The sequence below is a fragment of the Micromonospora globosa genome (assembly GCF_000717585.1).
Lineage (GTDB): Bacteria > Actinomycetota > Actinomycetes > Mycobacteriales > Micromonosporaceae > Micromonospora > Micromonospora aurantiaca.
In genome coordinates, this window is record NZ_JNZR01000011.1 from 83,565 (window position 1) to 101,785 (window position 18,221).

Consider the following 18,221-nt stretch of genomic DNA (forward strand, 5'->3'; position numbering starts at 1 on the left):
CTCAGCGGTTGTCCAGGAGCGGCTGGGTGGGGTTCCACGGGGGGCCGCCGGCGGCGTCGTGGCGGCGGCGGGCTATCGCGGACAGCGCCTCCAGCACCACCCGGTTGCCCAGGTACGCGGTGATGTCGGCGTGGTCGTACGGCGGGGCTACCTCGACCACGTCCAGCCCGACCACCGGCAGCTCGTAACAGACCCGGCGCACCGCGTCGAGCAGTTGCCGGGAGGTGAACCCGCCCGGCTCGGGCGTGCCGGTGCCGGGTGCCATGCCCGGGTCGACCACGTCCACGTCGACGGAGAGGAACACGCCCTCACACTCGTCGGTCGCGATGCCGAACGCCTCGGTGAGGCAGGTGTCCAGGCCGCGCGCCACGACTTCGGTCATCTCGTACGAGCGCATCCGCTGTTCCGCCATCCACGCCAGCGTGTCCGGGCCGGGCCAGTAGCCGCGCAGCCCGATCTGCAGGAAGCGGTCGCCGCGTACCGCGCCGGACTCGATGAGCCGGCGCATCGGCTGACCGTGGCCGTGCAGCGAGCCGAACTCGACGTCGCCGGTGTCGGCGTGCGCGTCGAAGTGCACGAGCGACACCCGGCCGAGCCCGTGGTGCCGGGCCACGCCTGTGGCGTCGGGCAGCGCGATGGAGTGGTCGCCGCCGAGCACCACAGGGATCGCCCCGGCGGCGGCGACCGCGTGCACGGCGGTCTCCAGCGCGGCCAGCGAGCGCTCGATGTCGCCGCTGAACATCTCCACGTCGCCGGCGTCGTAGACGCACAGGTCCTTCAACCCGTCGACGCGCAGCGCCAGCGACGGGCGGGAGCCGTCGTGCGGCAGGTAGCAGGCCTGCCGGATGGCGGACGGCCCGAACCGGGTGCCCGGCCGGTGCGAGGTGCCGCCGTCGAACGGCGCCCCGATGATCACCACGTCCGCGTCGGCGTACGTGACCGGTTCCTCGACTGTGCACGGCGGCACACCCAGGAACGTGATGTCGGGACCGTACATCGGGCCGTACCGGGTCATCGTTCCTCCATCCCCCACGGCGAACCGTAGCCGGTGAGCAGGTCCAGGAAGGGGATCGGCGGGAACGCCTCCGGGCCGAGCACGCCCGTGCCGGACCAGGCGCCGGTGGCGAGCAGTTCCAGCGCGACGACCGGGTTGACGGCGGTCTGCCAGACCACCGCCTGGTGGCCGTACTCGGCCATCGACCACTCGTTGTCGACCACGTGGTAGAGGTAGACGCGGCGGGGCCGCCCGTCCGGCCCGGTGCCGGTGACGTACGTGCCGGCGCAGGTCTTGCCGCTCATCCGGTCGCCGAGCGTGGCCGGGTCGGGCAGCGCGGCGGCCACCAGGTCGCGCGGCGACACGTCGACCCCGCGTACCCGCACCGGCTGGGTGGAGTCCAGCCCGAGCTTGTGCAGCGTGCGCAGCACCTCGATGAACTCGGCGCCGAGGCCGTACTTGAAGGTGACCCGCTTCGCCGGCACCCAGCGCGGGATGAGCAGCACCTCCTCGTGCTCGACGTTGACGCACTCGACCGGGCCGATCCCGGCCGGGAAGTCGAACACCTCCGGCTCGCTGAACGGTTCGGTGGTGAACCAGCCGCGCCCGGCCTCCCAGATCACCGGCGGGTTGAGGCACTCCTCGATGGTGGTCCAGATGGAGAACGAGGGCGCGAACTCGTACCCGGCGACTGTGAGGTTCGCGCCGTCGCGTACCCCGATCTCGTCGATCTCGGCGAAGAGTTCGTCGGCGGCGTAGCGGGCGAAGACGTCGGACAGGCCCGGTTCGACGCCGATGCCGCAGAGCGCGAGCCGTCCGGCGGCGGCCCACTGCTCCGCGACGGCGAACTGCTCGTCGCCGAGCTTGACCCCGGTCTCGGCGTAGGGGTGCTCGGGGTGCGGCCGGGACAGCGACATCGCCATGTCCAGGTAGTCGGCCCCGGCGGCGAACGCGCCGTCGAAGATCGGCATGACGAAGCGCGGGTCCACCGCGTTGAGCACGTGCGTGATCCGGTGTTCCCGGCACAGCGCGGCCACCGCGTCGGCGGAGGCGGCGTCCACTGTGGCGGCGACGAACCGGTCGCCGTGCCCGGCGACGGCCCGCGCGGCCCGCGCCGGGTCGTGGTCGGCGACCACCATGATCTCGAAGAAGGTACGGCGGGCGGCGATGGATACGGCGGCGGAGCCGACGCCACCGGCGCCGACGAGGAGGATACGCATCAGGAGTCGAACCCCAGTCCAAGACGGTCGAGAGTACGGAGCCAGAGGTTGCGCCGTCCGTCCCGCGCATCGGCGCGGGCGAGCGACCATCGGGTGAGGTTGATGCCCACGGACCGGGCCGGTTCCGGCGGGAACGGCAGCGGCTTGCGGCGCACCAGGTCGAGCCGGGTCAGCGGGGTGTCAGTGCCGGAGAGCAGGTCGAGCGTCACGCGGGCCCCGAACCGGGTCGCGCCGACGCCGAGCCCGGTGAATCCGGCCGCGTACGCCAGCCGTCCGGAGTACGCGGTGCCGAAGAACGCGCAGAACCGGGTGCAGGTGTCGATGACGCCACCCCAGCGGTGGCTGAACCGCAGCCCGTCGAGTTGCGGGAAGGTCGCGAAGAAGTGCGACGCCAGCGTGGTGAAGGTGGCCTCGCGCTGCTCCAGCGCGGGCGCCACCCGGTTGCCGTAGTGGTAGACGGCGTCGTAGCCGCCGAACAGGATCCGGTTGTCGGCGGTGAGCCGGTAGTAGTGGAACTGGTTGCCGGTGTCGGCGAGCCCCTGCCGGTGCCGCCAGCCGATCGCGTCGCGCTGCGCCCCGGTCAGCGGCTCGGTCATCAGCGCGTAGTCGTAGACCGGCACGATCCAGGAGCGCAGCCGGCGCAGCAGCGGCGGGAACGCGTTCGTGGCCAGCACGACCTGCCGCGCCCGTACCGCGCCGGGCGCCGCGTCCGCGCCGCCCGCCGTGGTGGCCCGCAGGGCGGCGCCGTCGCCGGTCAGGCCGGTGACGCGGGTGTGCTCGTGCACGCGTACGCCCAGGTCGAGCGCTGCGCGGCGCAGTCCCCAGGCGAGCTTCGCCGGGTCGAGCAGGGCCACCCGGTCGCGGTCCCACATCCCGCCCAGGTACGTCGGCGACGCCACCTCGGCGCGTACCTCGTCTCGGTCGAGCAGCCGCACGTCGTGGCCGTACCGGCGGGCCAGGTCGGCGTCGGCGGCGAGCCCGTCGAGCTGGTACGGCTCGACAGCAACCGCCAGCTCGCCGGTGCGTTCGAAGTCGCAGTCGATGTCGTACTTCGCCACGGTGGCGGCGATGGCGTCGAGGTTCTCCCGGCCCAGCCGTTCCAACTCGCCGATCTCGCCGGGGAACCGCTCGACGCCGTTGGCGAGCCCGTGGGTCAGCGACGCGGCGCAGAACCCGCCGTTTCGCCCGGACGCCGCCCAGCCGCACGTGCCCGCCTCGACGAGCAGGACGTCGCGGTCCGGGTCGGCCTCCTTCGCGAGCAGCGCGGTCCACAGCCCGGCGTACCCGCCGCCGACCACGAGCAGGTCGGCGGTGTGCGTCCCGGTCAGCGGCGGCAGCGGGTCGGGGCGAACCGGGCGGTCCAGCCAGTACGACACGGGCGCGGCGTCGGCCAGCGCCCGGCCGGTATGCGGGAGTGTCATGGCTTGCCCGCCGGTGTGGCGACCATCGCGAGGGCGGCCCGTCGCGCCCGCCGCCCGCGCAGCGAGGTGGCCCCGACCAGCAGCAACGCGATCACGAACATGGCCGTGCCGATTACGTTCACCTGCGGCGGGATGCCCCGCTGGGAGGCGCCCCAGACGTACATGGGGAACGTGACAGTGGTGCCGGCGTTGAAGTTCGTGATGATGAAGTCGTCGAAGCTGAGCGAGAACGCCAGCAGCGCGGCGGCCACGATGCCGGGTAGCACGAGCGGCAGCGTGATCCGGCGGAAGGTCTGCCACTCGCTGGCGTACAGGTCCATCGCGGCCTCCTCCAGCCGCCGGTCCATGCCGGAGAGCCGGGCCTTCACGGTGACCACGACGAACGACACGCAGAACATGACGTGCGCGATGACGATGGTCCAGAAGCCCTGCGGCACCCCGGCGGCGACGAAGAGGGCGAGCAGCGAGGTGCCCATCACGAGTTCCGGGGTGGCCATCGGCAGGAAGATCAGCCCGTTGAGCCCGGAGCGGCCACGGAAGCTGTGCCGGACCAGGGCGAACGCCATCAGCGTGCCGAGGAGCGTGGAGACGACCGTGGCGATGAGGCCGATCTGCATGCTGCGCACCACGGCGTCGCACATGTCCGAGGTGGCGCAGGGCTGCTTCCAGTTGTCGAGCGTGAACTCGTTGAAGTCGTAGGAGAGCCGGCTGGAGGGCCGGTTGAAGGAGAGCCCGGCGACCACCATGATCGGCAGCGTCAGGTAGCCGAGGACGAGCAGTGCCACGCCCATCACCCACCGGTCGGCGAGCCAGCGCCTGAGTCCGCTCACAGCGCCCGCCTTTCGTTCGCGACTGCGGGGCTCCGCTTCGCTGCGCTCCTCGCGCTCACAGAACCTCCTCCGTGCCGGCCTTCCGCAGGTAGACGAAGACGATCGCCAGGATCGCGGCCATCAGCAGGAACGACAGCGCCGCGCCCTGCGGATAGTCCAGCCGGACCAGGAACGCCGAGTCGATGACGTTGCCGATCATGTACTCGTTCGGCGTACCGAGCAGCTCGGCGTTGATGTAGTCACCGGTGGCCGGGATGAAGAACAGCAGCGTGCCGGCGATCAGGCCGGGCATCGACAGCGGCAGCGTGACCTTGGCGAACGCGCGCAGCGGGCTCGCGTACAGGTCGCTCGCCGCCTCCAGCAGCCGGGAATCGAGCCGCTCCAGGCTGGCGTACAGCGGCAGCACCAGGAACGGCAGGAAGTTGTACGTCAGGCCGAGCACAACGGCGATCGGGGTGGCCAGCAGCCGGCCGTCCGGGCCGAGCAGGTGCACGTCACGCAGCAGCCCGACCAGCGCGCCGTTGTCCGACAGGATGGTCTTCCAGGCCAGCGTGCGCACCAGGAAGCTGGTGAACATCGGCGCGACCACCGCGACCAGCAGCAGGTTCTTCCACCGGCCGGCCTTCTGCGCGATCGCGTACGCCAGCGGGTAGCCCATCAGCAGCGCGAGCACCAGCGCGATGGCCGAGTAGAGGAACGACCGGGAGAACTGCGGCCAGTACGCCTGCAACGCGTCCGGGTAGTTGCTGAACGCCCAGGTCATGGCGTACCCGGTGGAGAGCGAGCCGGCCGGGTCGTAGAGGCTGGCCGAGGCGAGCTGCACCAGCGGGAGCGCGAAGAAGACGAGCAGCCAGACCGCGCCGGGCAGCAGCAACAGGTACGGCAGGAGGCGGCTGCGCCCGCGCCGCACCGGCGGCGGCACCGGCTTCCCGGCGGAGGTCGGTACGTGGGCCAGCGCGCTCATGCCGACGCACCCACCGGCGGCTCGTCGAGCAGCGGCGCGGTCTGGTCGTCCTCACCGGCGGCCCGGGGCAGCAGGAACGCGTGCCGCGGATCCCAGTGCGCGGTCACCGCCGTGCCGACGGCGAGGCGGCCGCCCAGCCCGCTGTTCGCGGCGAACGCGGACAGCTCGCTGCCCCACGCGGTGCGCACCAGGTACTGGGTGCTCACCCCGACGTAGGAGGTGTCGGTGACGATGCCGCCGACGTGCTGGTGCCCGGCCGGCACCCCGTCCGGGCCGTCGGCCAGGTGCAGCTTCTCCGGACGTACGCCGAGGAAGGCCGGCCCGTCGGTGAGCCGGGCCCGGCCGGCGGGCACCGAGAAGCGCGAGCCGTGCGCCGTGACCAGCACGTCGTCGGCGGCGCGACCGCCGGCTTCGGCGGCGAGCAGGTTGGACTGGCCGAGGAAGTTCGCCACGAACGCGGTGGCCGGGTACTCGTAGATGTCGGCGGGCGCACCGAGTTGCTCGATCCGGCCGGCGTTCATCACCGCGACCGTGTCGGCCATCGTCATGGCCTCCTCCTGGTCGTGGGTGACGTGCACGAACGTGATGCCGACCTCGGTCTGGATCCGCTTCAGCTCGATCTGCATCTGCCGGCGCAGCTTGAGGTCGAGCGCGCCGAGCGGCTCGTCGAGCAACAGCACCTGCGGGTGGTTGATGAGCGCCCGGGCCAGCGCGACGCGCTGCTGCTGGCCGCCGGAGAGCTGGGCCGGGCGGCGCCCCCCGTACCCTTCGAGCTGCACCAGCGCGAGCATCCGCTCCACCTGGTCGCTCACCTTGCGGATGCCGCGGCGGCGCAGCCCGAACGCCACGTTCTCGTGGATGTCCAGGTGCGGGAAGAGGGCGTAGCTCTGGAAGACGGTGTTCACCGGCCGCTTGTACGGCCGCAGCCCGGCGATGTCCTGCTCGCCGAGCAGCACCTGCCCGCTCGTGGGCTGCTCCAGCCCGGCGATCATCCGCAGTGTGGTGGTCTTGCCGCAGCCGGACGCGCCGAGCAGGGCGAAGAACGAGCCCTGCGGGATCGTGAGGGTGAGGTCGTCGACGGCGGTGAAGACGCCGAACCGCTTGGTCAGGTCGACCAGTCGCAGGTCACCGGCCGGGGTCTGCTGCCCCTTCACGCGCCGATCACCTGCTGGAACTTGGTCTCGTACTCCTTCTCCTGCGCTTCGTCGAGCGCCATGAAGACCTTGGCCTTGGACAGCATCGTGTCGTCCGGGAAGATCAGCGGGTTGGTCGCCAGATCCGGGTCGATCTTCTCCATCTCGGCCTGCGCGCCCTGCACGGGGCAGATGTAGTTGACGTACGCGGCCAGCTTCGCCGCCACCGCCGGGTCGTAGTAGTGGTTCATCAACGCCTCGGCGTTGGCCTTGTGGGTGGCCTTGTTCGGCACCAGCATGTTGTCCGACCAGAGCATCACGCCGGACTCGGGCACCACGAACTTGATCTTGTCGTCCTCGAAGCCGAGCTGCACGACGTCGCCGGACCAGCCGATACACGCGGCGATGTCGCCCTTGGCCAGGTCGGGCGCGTAGTCGTTGCCGGTGAACCGCCGGATCTGCTTGCTGTCCACCGCCTTCTTCAGCTTGTTCAGCGCGTCGTCGAACTGGGCCGGGGTGAACTTGGCCGGGTCGTGGCCGAGCGACTGGAGCAGCAGGCCGATGGTGTCGCGCATCTCCGACAGCACTGTCACCTTGCCCTTGAGATCGGGGCGGGTGAGCAGCTCGTCGACGGTGCGGATCTCCTTGGCGACCTTCGCGTTGTACGCGAGCCCGGCCAGCCCGGACTGCCACGGGACCGCGAGCTGGGTCTCGGCGTCGAAGGAGCGCCCGCGCAGCGACGACAGCAGGTTCGCCTCGACGTTGGGCATCTTCGACTTGTCGAGCTTCTGCACCCAGCCGAGGCGGATCATCCGGGCGGCCATCCAGTCGGTGAGCACCATGATGTCCCGGCCGGTGCTCTGACACCCGGCGAGCTGGTTGCGCACCTTGCCGAAGAACTCGTTGTTGTCGTTGACGTCCTCGGTGTACGTCACCTGGATGCCCGACGCGGCGACGAACGCATCGAGCGTGGGGCGCTTGGACTCGTCCTTCTCGTCGGTGTCCATGTACTGCGGCCAGTTCGAGAAGGCGACCTTCTTCTCGGTGGCGGACAGATCCTCGCTCTTGCATCCGGCTTCGGTCTGCTGGGCGCCCTTGGTCCCGCAGCCGGCCAGGGTGCCCGCGGTGGCGAGCAGCGCGGCCGAGCCGACGGTCCCGGTGAGCAGACCACGCCGGGTGAGGGGCCGGAGGGGACTACGCATGTGACGACTCCTTGGGGGGCATCGTCGGCGGCGGGACGGGGGCGGCGCGCCGGCGGGAGGGTCAGTGGCGATGGACGACTGATCCTGACATGAGAAAACCTCTCTCACAAGGGATTCCGTTGCCGGAATAGCCAGTCGCCACGAAATACGCCAGACTGCGCGGGGCACTACGCTCAACACGGAGAATCGGACACGAGGAGCGTCGATGGTCAACCGGCACCAGGAGAACTCCAACGGCGCCCGCCGGGTCACGGTGCGTGAAGGAGCCAATCACGCTCTGCTCGACGACGTGGCCAAGCAGATCATCGAGCAGCTCCAGGAGGACGGGCGCCGCCCGTACGCGAGCATCGGCAAGGCGGTCGGCCTCTCCGAGGCGGCGGTACGCCAGCGGGTGCAACGGCTGCTCGACGCGGGCGTCATGCAGATCGTCGCGGTCACCGATCCGCTCCAGCTCGGCTTCCCCCGCCAGGCCATGATCGGGCTGCGCACCGACGGCGACCTGGAACCCGTCGCCGACCGGCTGGCCGAGTTCGAGGAGATCGACTACGTGGTCATCACCGCCGGCTCGTTCGACCTGCTGGCCGAGGTGGTCTGCCGCAACGACGCACACCTGCTGGAGATCCTCCAGAAGCTGCGCGGCGTGCCCGGGGTGCTCTCCACCGAGGCGTTCGTCTACCTGAAGCTGCGCAAGCAGACCTACAGCTGGGGCACCGCCTGATGCGGATTCCGTCGGCAGGAAAGTGATATGGCGCTGAATCCGTCGCGCTGAAGCTTGTTCGCTTGCCTTATCGGCATCGCCTGTGGGATAACCGTGGGCAGAGCGGCCGGTGTCACCCCTGACCGGCCCGAGACCCGATGGGGCTGACATGGCCAACGCCACCGACCATCTCTGGATGCACTTCACCCGCATGGCGAGCTACCCGGCCGGCGAGGTTCCGACAATCGTCCGGGGCGAGGGCGCGTACGTCTGGGACGCGCAGGGCCGCCGCTACCTGGACGGGCTGGCCGGGCTGTTCGTGGTGAACGCCGGTCACGGCCGCGCCGAGCTGGCCGAGGCCGCCGCCAAGCAGGCCGGCGAGCTGGCCTACTTCCCGCTCTGGTCGTACGCCCACCCGAAGGCCGTCGAGCTGGCCGAGAAGATCGCCACGCTCACGCCCGGCGACCTGAACCGGGTCTTCTTCACCACCGGCGGCTCCGAGGCCGTCGAGGCGGCGTGGAAGCTGGCCCGGGCCTACTTCAAGCGCACCGGCAAGCCCACCAAGCACAAGGTGGTCAGCCGCTACATCGCCTACCACGGCACCTCGATGGGCGCGCTGTCGATCACCGGCCTGCCCGGCATCAAGACCGACTTCGAACCGCTGGTGCCCGGTGGCATCAAGGTGCCGAACACCAACTTCTACCGGGCCCCCGAGCACGGCGACGACGCCGAGGCGTTCGGCCGCTGGGCCGCCGACGAGATCGGCCGGGCGATCGAGCGGGAGGGGCCGGAGACGGTCGCCGCCGTCTTCCTGGAGCCGGTGCAGAACTCCGGCGGCTGCTTCCCGCCGCCGCCCGGCTACTTCGAGCGGGTACGCGAGATCTGCGACGCGTACGACGTGCTGCTCGTCAGCGACGAGGTGATCTGCTCCTGGGGCCGGCTCGGCGAGTACTTCGGCGCCGTCCGCTACGGCTACCAGCCGGACATCATCACCACCGCCAAGGGCATCACCTCCGGCTACGCCCCGCTCGGCGCGATGATCGCCAGCGAGCGGCTGATGGAGCCGTTCCTCACCGAGACCGGCATGTTCGCGCACGGGGTGACGTTCGGCGGCCACCCGGTCTCCTGCGCGGTCGCGCTGGCCAACCTGGAGGTGTTCGCCCGGGAGGACCTGATCGGGCACGTCCGCGCGAACGAGGGCGCGTTCCGGTCCACCCTGGAGAAGCTGCACGACCTGCCGATCGTCGGCGACGTCCGGGGCGACGGCTACTTCTACGGCATCGAGCTGGTGAAGGACAAGACGACCCGGGAGACGTTCGACGAGGCCGAGTCCGAGCGGCTGCTGCGCGGCTTCCTGTCCACAGCGCTGTTCGACGCCGGGCTCTACTGCCGGGCCGACGACCGGGGCGACCCGGTGGTGCAGCTCGCCCCGCCGCTGATCGCCGACCAGCAGCACTTCGACGAGATCGAGCAGATCCTGCGCGCGGTGCTGACCGAGGCGTGGTCGCGGCTCTGACGCCGATGACCGACTACCGGCATCTGTCGTACTGGCTGTCCGGCCTGGACGAACCGCTGACACCGCGACCCGGGTTGCCCGGCGACACGGACGCCGACGTGGCGATCGTGGGCGCCGGGTACACCGGGCTGTGGACGGCCTGGTACCTGGCCGAGGCCGACCCCACGTTGCGCGTCGTCGTGCTGGAGCGGGAGATCGCCGGGTACGGCGCGTCGGGGCGCAACGGCGGCTGGTGCTCGGCGCTGTTCCCCACCTCGCTGCCGGCGCTGGCCCGGCGGCACGGCCGGGACCGGGCGCTGGCCATGCAGCGGGCCATGCACGACACGGTCGCCGAGGTGGGGCGGGTCGCCGCCGCCGAGGGCATCGACTGCGACTGGCGAGCCGGCGGCACGGTGATGCTCGCGCGTGGCGAGGCCCAGCTCCAGCGGGCCCGCGCCGAGGTCGCCCAGGCCCACGCGCACGGGCTCACCGACGACGACCTACGGCTGCTCGACGCCGCCGAGGCCGCCGCGCGCTGCGCCGCCGAGGGGGTACGCGGCGGCACGTACACCCCGCACTGCGCCGCCGTACACCCGGCGAAGCTGGTCCGGGGTCTGGCCCGGGCGGTGGAGCGCCGGGGCGTACGCATCCACGAGCGCACCCCGGTGACCGCGCTGCGGCCGGGCGCGGCGGTGACCCCGGCGGGCGTGGTCCGGGCGCCCGTGGTGGTGCGTGCGACGGAGGGCTACACGCCGGGGCTGCCAGGCCAGCGGCGGACCGTGGCGCCCGTCTACTCGCTGATGGTGGCCACCCCGCCGCTGCCCGAGGAGACGTGGGCGCGGATCGGGCTGGCGGAGCGGGAGACGTTCTCCGACTACCGGCACGTCATCGTGTACGGCCAGCGCACCGCCGACGGCCGGCTCGCGTTCGGCGGGCGGGGCGCGCCCTACCACTACGCCTCCCGGGTCCGGCAGGGCTTCGACCGGGAGCCACGGGTGTTCGCGGCGCTGCGCCGGGCGCTCGGGGAGCTGTTCCCGGTGCTCGGGCCGGACGTGCCGGTGACGCACGCCTGGGGCGGGCCGCTCGGCGTGGCCCGGGACTGGGCCGCGTCGGTGGGGCTGGACCGGCGTACCGGGCTGGCCTGGGCCGGCGGCTACGTCGGTGACGGCGTCGGCACCAGCAACCTCGCCGGGCGTACGCTCGCCGACCTGATCCGGGGCGTGGAGAGCGACCTCACGGCGCTGCCCTGGGTCGGGCACCGCTCCCCCCACTGGGAACCGGAGCCGCTGCGCTGGCTGGCCATGAACGCCGGCCTGCGGGTGATGTCCTCAGCCGACCAGAGCGAGCACCGCACCGCCCGCCCGTCCCGCCGAGCCGATCTCTTCAACCGCTTCCTGGGCCACTGACCGCGCCACCCATCCCGGCGCTCACCCCGTTGATCATGAAGTTAGCGGCACTCAGGGAGATCGAAAACGCCGTCAACTTCATGATCGACCGGTGGAGGGCCGGGGCCCGCGGGCCTGAACGGCGGTCGGTCAGTGGTGGGGTGGGATGACCCGGAGGTGGCCCCGGCGGCCCTGCTGGGGGGTCTGGGGCTTGGCGGGCTCGTCCTCCGGAGGACGGGGCGGGGCGGGGCGTGCGGCCTCGCGTACCGCCTCGGCCAGCGCCACCAGGTCGTCGGTGGTGGGCGGCGGCGGCTCGAACTCGCCCTCGTGCCGCACCACGTCCCAGCCGCGCGGGGCGGTCAGGCTACGGGCGTGCGGCTCACACAGGTCGTACGTGTGCGGTTCGGCGAACGCCGCGAGCGGGCCCACCACCGCCGTCGACTCGTTGTAGACATAGGTCAATGTGGCGACCGCTTGCCGGGGGCAGCCGTTACGGGAGCAGCGCCGTGGTGACCTCACGGCGGCAGGGTATCCCCATTACCGGGTCCGGCGCACCGCTTCGCGTTACGACACGCCCGTCATGGTGATCACAATTCCTCCGATCGGCGCAGCGGCACGCCGGACGGCCGCGCGACGGCGGGTGGACCGCCGATGCGGGCTACCCTGTGCGTCATGACGAGCCCCCAGAACCGCCGCCCCGGCTCCGGCCGGCGCACCCACCGTGACCGGCACGGTCGCGGGCTGCGCGGGCGGCTGGTGCCTGCCACGGTGCCGCTGGCGCGGACGAAGGCCGAGGTCTTCGACGATCTGGTGCTCGACACGGTGGAGACGCTCGAACGCCGGTTCGCCAAGGAGCTGGCCGGGGTGGAGTTCGCGGTCGAGGACGTCCCGCCGGATCTGAACGTCTACGACTCGGACGTGCTGGAGGACGGCGAGGTGCCGCTCGCCCGGCTGCTGCCCGGGCGGCCCGGCCGCCAGGAGGTGCCGCCGCGGATCGTGCTCTACCGGCGGCCGCTGGAGTTCCGCGCGATGGATCGCGAGGACCTCGCCGACCTGGTGCATGACGTGATCATCGAGCAGGTGGCGAATCTGCTCGGGGTCGACCCGGACGAGCTGGCCTGACCGGCTGACCGGACAGGCGCCGCCACCCGGCCGGACGCGCCGGCCGGACAGCGACCCGGGTCCGGGCGGCCCCCACCGCCCGTGGACCCGTACGTGGATCAGGCGGCGACCCGCCGCTTGAGCTTGCGCCGCTCCCGCTCGGAGAGGCCACCCCAGATCCCGAACCGCTCGTCGTGGCCGAGCGCGTACTCCAGGCATTCCGTCTTCACTTCGCACCGCGAGCAGATGCGCTTCGCCTCGCGGGTCGAGCCGCCCTTCTCGGGAAAGAACGCCTCCGGGTCGGTCTGCGAGCAGAGCGCTCGCTCCTGCCACTCCGGCGCGTTCCCGAGCAGGTCGGCCACCTCGAGCTGGCCGTCCATCGATTGCCTCCTTGTCGCGCACCGGCGTCATTCGCCGCTGCAACCCCCCACGCGAAAGGCGTGCCTGTCCGCACGGTCACCATTTGTTGCGTTCCGTGCGAACAACCCCATTCAAATTACACGCGTGTAATGCGTGCGCCGTCAAGCCAAACTTGATAATGGAGTCGCCCTCCCGACACGTCCGTGACGACCGCCGCGGTCGCCCGTAGCCTCGCAACCTGCCCTATCGATTCAGACCCCGGACGAGTAACGCCCTCCCCGGCGAGTTGCCGGAAGTTTTCTGCCGTGGCGCATCGCCGGCAGGCCGGCCGGACGCCCCCGCCGGCCGCTCGCACCAAGATCAGAATTGGTGGGGCAAAGGGTAACCCGCTTCCCGCTGTACCGCCCGTCGAGCCGTCCAACGCCGACCGCGCCCCGTCCATCATGTGGACGGGGCGCGGGTTCCGGCGCGACTGACGGATCAGTCCAAGCGGGCTGGTGAGCTGGTGGGCCAAACGAATTCGGCGATCGACCCACCGGTGACCGAGATCGCGCCGGCGGACGTACTCTCGTCCCACCAGACGGTATACACACCCGCCTCCAGATCCGGGTAGACGGCACTGTGGAACACCCCGTCCCGGACGTGCCGCTCGCGTACGGCGGAGTGGGTCCGCGGGCCGTCGAGGTCCACGCGGCTGATCTCGATCTCCCGGCCGTGCAGGTCCCGCCCGGTGTGGATGATCAGCGCGCCCCGGTCGCCGCCCAGGTCGAGCACGACGCTGCCGACCTCCGACGGGCCGAGATCGTGATGGTGTGACATTCGCCGGCTCCCGTCAGGACTTCTTCGCCTGCGGGTTGCCGAACCCGTCGTACGGCGTGCCGAGGAACGGGAAGTCGGCCAGGAACGGCGCTGTCACGTCGGCCGCGCTCAGGCCCGGTGTCACCGCCGCGGCGGCGGCGTCCGGCCGGAACGTCTTGTCGACGAGCGGCACGGTCAGCCCGGCGATGGCGCGCAGCGCGATCGTCACCACGTCGTCGGCGGGACGGCGGCCGTTGGGGAAGCCGGCCAGGTCGCCGCCGAGCACACCGAACCGGTCCGGTTTGCGGCTGGGCCGGATCGCCGTGTTCAGCCGCAGCATGTCCGCCTGCACGTCACCGGTGGTGTTGGCGAAGCCGTCGATCAGTCCGGCCGGGACGCCGGTGAGCAGGATCGCCACCAGGTCGGCACGCGGCTTCTTGGACTTGTTGAGCGCGTCCAGATTGGGGAACACACCCGGGTAGAGCGCCGGCAGCAGCCCGGCCAGCTCGGGCCGCTCCACGAACCCGGCGAACCGCTTGTCCTCCGACGGCGGCAGCGTGTTCCAGACGTCCTTCCTGGACATCGGCACGATGACCTCGTTGAACAACGGGTTACCGAGCCGCGACACCTGCGTGAAGGGTCCGGCGGCGGTGTCAGCGGCGACCCGGTCACCCAGCACCCGCACCTGCTGGCGGGACGCACTGGTCCAGACCCCGATGGTCGAGGCGCGGTCGGCGTAGCCGTAGCGGGCCGCCTTGCGGCGTACCTGGTTGAGCGGCACCTGCACGGCGAGACTGTGCACGTTGAGCCGGTCCAGCGCGTTCACCGGCTCGCCCTCGTCCCGGAACAGCTTCTTGCCGGCGACGTGCAGCTGCTGGAACGGCCGCAGCGTACCCAGGTCGAACACCGCGCCCAGGTCGACGAAGAAGCCGTCGGCCCGCTGCCCGGCGAACACCTTCTCACCGGTGGACAGCTTGAACGTCGCCTGCCGGACCAGGTTCTGGTAGTTCGGCGTGGACAGCGGCCCGACGTTGCACGGCGGGCAGGGCAGTTTGTGCGCCAGCACGCGCGCGCGGCCGTCGGCGATCCGGGTCAGCCGGTAGAACTGCCGCCGGTTCCAGTTCTTGCTCTCCAGCGACTCGATCGGCCCGGTGTTGTAGAGAAAACTGTTCTGGTTCGTGATCTCGGTAGTGAATTCGAAACGATAGGTGACGTCCGGATAACCGTCGCCGTCGTTGTCGATGTGAATCTCGTACCGGACGTCGTCACCGAACTCGAAGAAGTTCGGGCCGCCGGACGGGAGCTGCACCGGCACGTAGTTGGCGATCAACGTGACCGTGTCCGGCTGGCTCGGCGTGACGAACGCGTACAGGTCGGAACTGTCGGCGACCGGATCCTTGGCGATCTCCGGGGCCTCGCGGTGAGAGGACATGGCGGACGCACCTTCGTCGGGGGAACGGAAGTCGGAACCGGCGCCGGGAGCCCGCGCCGGTGGAGGGTGGGATCAGCGCCGGCCGGCGGCGCGCACCAGGCGGTCGGCCAGGCCGCGGTCGCGTACCTCGACCCGGGTGGTGCCGACGAAGACGTCCATGACGCCGGCCGCGGCGTCGCGGAGGTGGACCACGATCGGCTCGTCGCGCCGGCTCGCCGTGGGGGCGTTCTGGGCGGCGGACAGGCCCGGCACGGTGAGGGCGGCGGCGCCCAGTGTGGCGCTCGCCGCGGCGGTGAGCGTCTGCCTGCGGGTCAATCGCGGCCAGGTCCGCCGTTTCGGCGCGTCGGTGGTCTCGTCAGTGCTCATCGGCAACCTTTCCGGACCGGCGCCGCAGCGCCGCAGCGGGCCGGGCGCCCGGACACCGCCGGGCCCCGGTTCGGGGTCACCGGCGGCGGTCCTCGCCGAAACCGCCGCCGGCACCCACAGGTACGGCGCGCGGCGGGGAAAGGTTCGACCTCAGGCGCGGGCGTGACCGTACGCGGTCGTCCGCTTGCGGAACGGCCGCCCGGCGGCGGTGGCGATGGCCCGCAACTGCTCCTCGGTACGGGCCGACCCGTTGCCCGAGCCGGCCATCCGGGAGATCGTCTCCTCCATCAGCGTGCCGCCCAGGTCGTTGCAGCCGCCGCGCAGCATCTCCACTGTGCCTTCGTCGCCGAGCTTCACCCAGGAGCACTGAATGTTGTCGATCCGGCCGTGCAGCAGCAGCCGGGCCATCGCGTGCACCGCCCGGTTCTCCCGCCATGTCGGTCCCGGGCGGGCGATGCCGGCCAGGTAGATGGGCGCGTTGGTGTGCACGAACGGCAGCGCCACGAACTCGGTGAACCCGCCGGTACGGTCCTGCACGCCGGCCAGCACCCGGAAGTGGGCGAGCCACTGGCCCGGGTGGTCCACGTGGCCGTACATCATCGTGGAGCTGGACCGGATGCCCAGCTCGTGCGCCGTGCTCACCACGTCGACCCAGGCGGAGGCCGGCAGTTTGCCCTTGGTGAGCACCCAGCGCACGTCGTCGTCGAGGATCTCGGCGGCGGTGCCCGGGATGGTGTCCAGCCCGGCCTCGCGGAGCTGGAGCAGCCACTCCCGCACCGGCACGCCGGCCTTCGCGGCGGCGGTGACGATCTCCATCGGGGAGAACGCGTGCACGTGCATGTCCGGCACCCGCGCCTTGATCGCGCGGACGATGTCGGCGTACCCGGTCACCGGCATCTTCGGGTCGATGCCGCCCTGGAGGCAGACCTCCGTCGCGCCTGCCGTCCACGCCTCCTCGGCCCGGTCGGCGACCTGCTCCAGCGAGAGCCGGAACGCGTCGGCGTCGCTCTCCCGCTGGGCGAACGCGCAGAACCGGCAGCCCACGTAGCAGACGTTCGTGAAATTGATGTTGCGGTTGACCACGTAGGTCACGTCGTCGCCGACCGCATCCCGGCGCGCGTCGTCGGCCAGCCGGCACAGCTCGTCGAGCGCCGGGCCGTCCGCGCCGAACAGCGCCAGCGCCTTCGCCTCGTGCGCCGGAGTCAGCAGCGCGGCCGGGTCGTCAGCGGCGAGCCGCAGGCCCGCGCGCAGATCGGCGTCCGCGCCACCGCCCACTGGTACGCCGGCGCGCGCCTCCGGCGCCACCTTGCCGGCCACCTCGGTCCAGTCGCCGTACACGCTGTCGAAGTCGCCCCGCCGGTCGTCGGTACGGCCGGTGACGTCGATGGTGACGTGCAGGTCGGTCCGGCCGCCGTAGCCCGACTCCGGCTCCTGCCAGGGCCGTCCCTCCGGGCGGGCCGCCTCGACCGCGAGCCCGGTGGCCGGGTCGGCGAGCGCTGTGACGTGCGGCAGCAGGCGCGGATCGAGCCACGGCTCGCCCGCCCGGACGTACTCCGGGTAGACGGTCAGCCGCTCGCGCAACGTGAACCCGGCACTCGCGGTACGCGCCGCCAGCTCGTCCAGGTGCGGCCAGGGCCGCTCCGGGTTGACGTGGTCGGGCGTGACCGGGGAGACGCCGCCCCAGTCGTCGATGCCGGCGCGCAGCAGCAGGTCGTACTCGCCCGCGATGAGGTTCGGCGGGGCCTGGATGCGGGCCTTCGGGCCGAGCAGCACCCGGGCCACCGCCACTGTGGCGGCCAGGTCGTGCAGCTCGGCGTCGGGCATGCCGCGCATCGCGGTGTCCGGCTTGGCGCGGAAGTTCTGCACGATCACCTCCTGGAGGTGGCCGTACTCCCGCATCGCCCGGCGGATCGCGAAGATCGCGTCGACCCGCTCGCCCCGGTTCTCGCCGATGCCGATCAGGATTCCGGTGGTGAACGGCACCCCGACCCGGCCGGCGTCGTCGAGCACCCGCAGGCGTACCGCGGGTTCCTTGTCCGGTGAGCCGAAGTGCGGGCCGCCCGGTTCGGACCAGAGCCGGGTGGCGGTGGTCTCCAGCATCATGCCCATGCTCGGCGCGACCGGCTTGAGCCGCTGCAACTCCGACCAGGTGAGCACGCCCGGATTGAGGTGGGGCAGCAGGCCGGTCTCCTCCAGCACCGCCACCGCGCAGGCGCGCAGGTAGTCCAGCGTCGAGTCGTACCCCCGCTCGTCCAGCCACCGGCGGGCCGCCGGCCACCGCTCCTCGGGCCGGTCGCCGAGCGTGAACAGCGCCTCCTTGCAGCCCTGCGCGGCGCCCTCGCGGGCGATCGCCAGCACCTCGTCGCGTTCCAGGTAGGCGGCGGGCAGCCGGTGCGGCACGGTGGCGAACGTGCAGTAGTGGCAGCGGTCCCGGCAGAGCCGGGTGAGCGGGATGAAGACCTTCTTCGAGTACGTCACCACGCCCGGCCGCCCGGCGTCGCGCAGCCCGGCGTCGCGGATGTCGGAGGCGATCCGGAGCAGCTCGTCGAGCATCGGCCCGCGAGCGGCGAGCAGCGCGCCCGCCTCGCCGGCGTCGAGCGCCCGGCCGGTGGCGGCCCGCCCCAGTGCCCGCCGGATGCTCGCCTCGGTCGGTTCGGGGTCGCTGCGATCAACCATCCGCCCAGCCTAAGCGCTGCCGGACGGCCGGATGCCCGCCCCCGGCCGCGGGTCCGGGCACCGGGACGACCCGGGTGAGCTGCCGCACAGCGGCGGGCGACGGTGGCGGCTCAGGTGGCGGCGGGCGACGATCTCCGTCGCCCGCCG

17 protein-coding genes are annotated in these 18,221 nt (G+C 71.8%); 4 read left to right on the forward strand and 13 right to left on the reverse strand.

Going from position 1 to position 18,221, the window contains the following annotated elements; genetic code table 11:
• Position 1: 1 nt before the first annotated feature.
• From speB to IF06_RS0112985, 7 genes are read right to left on the reverse strand one after another with little or no spacing between them, the layout of a single operon-like run.
• Entirely contained in the window at positions 2–1,015 is a 1,014-nt protein-coding gene (speB, locus tag IF06_RS0112955) for an agmatinase (RefSeq protein ID WP_030271175.1), read from the reverse strand.
• On the reverse strand, positions 1,012–2,214 hold the full coding sequence (locus IF06_RS0112960) for a saccharopine dehydrogenase family protein (RefSeq protein WP_030271177.1): 1,203 nt from the start codon (positions 2,212–2,214) through the stop codon (positions 1,012–1,014). Before IF06_RS0112960 ends, speB begins: the two co-directional genes overlap by 4 nt.
• Positions 2,214–3,635, reverse strand: coding sequence for an NAD(P)/FAD-dependent oxidoreductase (locus IF06_RS0112965; protein ID WP_030271179.1), 1,422 nt, complete (start codon positions 3,633–3,635; stop codon positions 2,214–2,216). The genes IF06_RS0112960 and IF06_RS0112965 overlap by 1 nt, the downstream gene beginning before the upstream one ends.
• On the reverse strand, positions 3,632–4,465 hold the full coding sequence (locus IF06_RS0112970; RefSeq protein WP_030271181.1) for an ABC transporter permease: 834 nt from the start codon (positions 4,463–4,465) through the stop codon (positions 3,632–3,634). The genes IF06_RS0112965 and IF06_RS0112970 overlap by 4 nt, the downstream gene beginning before the upstream one ends.
• Positions 4,466–4,520: 55 nt before the next feature.
• Complete coding sequence (locus IF06_RS0112975; RefSeq protein WP_013284169.1) at positions 4,521–5,429, reverse strand: ABC transporter permease; 909 nt, start codon at positions 5,427–5,429, stop codon at positions 4,521–4,523.
• Entirely contained in the window at positions 5,426–6,583 is a 1,158-nt protein-coding gene (locus tag IF06_RS0112980; RefSeq protein WP_030271183.1) for an ABC transporter ATP-binding protein, read from the reverse strand. Before IF06_RS0112980 ends, IF06_RS0112975 begins: the two co-directional genes overlap by 4 nt.
• Entirely contained in the window at positions 6,580–7,764 is a 1,185-nt protein-coding gene (locus IF06_RS0112985; RefSeq protein ID WP_030271186.1) for a polyamine ABC transporter substrate-binding protein, read from the reverse strand. Before IF06_RS0112985 ends, IF06_RS0112980 begins: the two co-directional genes overlap by 4 nt.
• Positions 7,765–7,969: 205 nt before the next feature.
• Between IF06_RS0112985 and IF06_RS0112990 the strand changes: the two genes are divergently transcribed.
• The 3 genes from IF06_RS0112990 to IF06_RS0113000 all read left to right on the forward strand — a co-directional run bounded on the left by IF06_RS0112990 (position 7,970) and on the right by IF06_RS0113000 (position 11,362).
• On the forward strand, positions 7,970–8,482 hold the full coding sequence (locus IF06_RS0112990) for an Lrp/AsnC family transcriptional regulator (RefSeq protein WP_013284166.1): 513 nt from the start codon (positions 7,970–7,972) through the stop codon (positions 8,480–8,482).
• Positions 8,483–8,630: 148 nt separating this feature from the next.
• Positions 8,631–9,977 (forward strand): aspartate aminotransferase family protein, encoded by a 1,347-nt coding sequence (locus tag IF06_RS0112995; protein ID WP_030271188.1) that lies wholly within the window; start codon positions 8,631–8,633, stop codon positions 9,975–9,977.
• Positions 9,978–9,982: 5 nt separating this feature from the next.
• Positions 9,983–11,362 (forward strand): NAD(P)/FAD-dependent oxidoreductase, encoded by a 1,380-nt coding sequence (locus tag IF06_RS0113000; RefSeq protein WP_030271190.1) that lies wholly within the window; start codon positions 9,983–9,985, stop codon positions 11,360–11,362.
• A 129-nt stretch (positions 11,363–11,491) separates the two neighbouring features.
• Here IF06_RS0113000 and IF06_RS0113005 read toward each other — a convergent pair whose 3' ends face one another.
• The gene (locus IF06_RS0113005; RefSeq protein ID WP_013284163.1) at positions 11,492–11,860 is read right to left on the reverse strand and encodes a DUF3499 domain-containing protein; all 369 of its coding nucleotides are present in this window, start codon (positions 11,858–11,860) and stop codon (positions 11,492–11,494) included.
• Between the two features lie 153 nt (positions 11,861–12,013).
• Between IF06_RS0113005 and IF06_RS0113010 the strand changes: the two genes are divergently transcribed.
• Positions 12,014–12,463, forward strand: a complete 450-nt coding sequence (locus IF06_RS0113010; RefSeq protein ID WP_018787548.1) for a metallopeptidase family protein — start codon at positions 12,014–12,016, stop codon at positions 12,461–12,463.
• A 98-nt stretch (positions 12,464–12,561) separates the two neighbouring features.
• Here IF06_RS0113010 and IF06_RS0113015 read toward each other — a convergent pair whose 3' ends face one another.
• From IF06_RS0113015 to IF06_RS0113035, 5 genes are all read right to left on the reverse strand, one after another.
• Positions 12,562–12,822 carry a WhiB family transcriptional regulator gene (locus tag IF06_RS0113015; RefSeq protein ID WP_013284161.1) on the reverse strand — a complete coding sequence of 87 codons (261 nt, stop codon included), beginning with the start codon at positions 12,820–12,822 and terminating at the stop codon, positions 12,562–12,564.
• A 460-nt stretch (positions 12,823–13,282) separates the two neighbouring features.
• The gene (locus IF06_RS0113020) at positions 13,283–13,621 is read right to left on the reverse strand and encodes a hypothetical protein (protein ID WP_013284160.1); all 339 of its coding nucleotides are present in this window, start codon (positions 13,619–13,621) and stop codon (positions 13,283–13,285) included.
• A 13-nt stretch (positions 13,622–13,634) separates the two neighbouring features.
• Positions 13,635–15,032 carry a DUF4331 domain-containing protein gene (locus IF06_RS0113025; RefSeq protein WP_013284159.1) on the reverse strand — a complete coding sequence of 466 codons (1,398 nt, stop codon included), beginning with the start codon at positions 15,030–15,032 and terminating at the stop codon, positions 13,635–13,637.
• 72 nt (positions 15,033–15,104) lie between these two features.
• Positions 15,105–15,398 (reverse strand): hypothetical protein, encoded by a 294-nt coding sequence (locus IF06_RS0113030; protein WP_013284158.1) that lies wholly within the window; start codon positions 15,396–15,398, stop codon positions 15,105–15,107.
• Between the two features lie 150 nt (positions 15,399–15,548).
• On the reverse strand, positions 15,549–18,074 hold the full coding sequence (locus tag IF06_RS0113035; protein ID WP_030271195.1) for a bifunctional FO biosynthesis protein CofGH: 2,526 nt from the start codon (positions 18,072–18,074) through the stop codon (positions 15,549–15,551).
• Between the last annotated feature and the right edge of the window lie 147 nt (positions 18,075–18,221).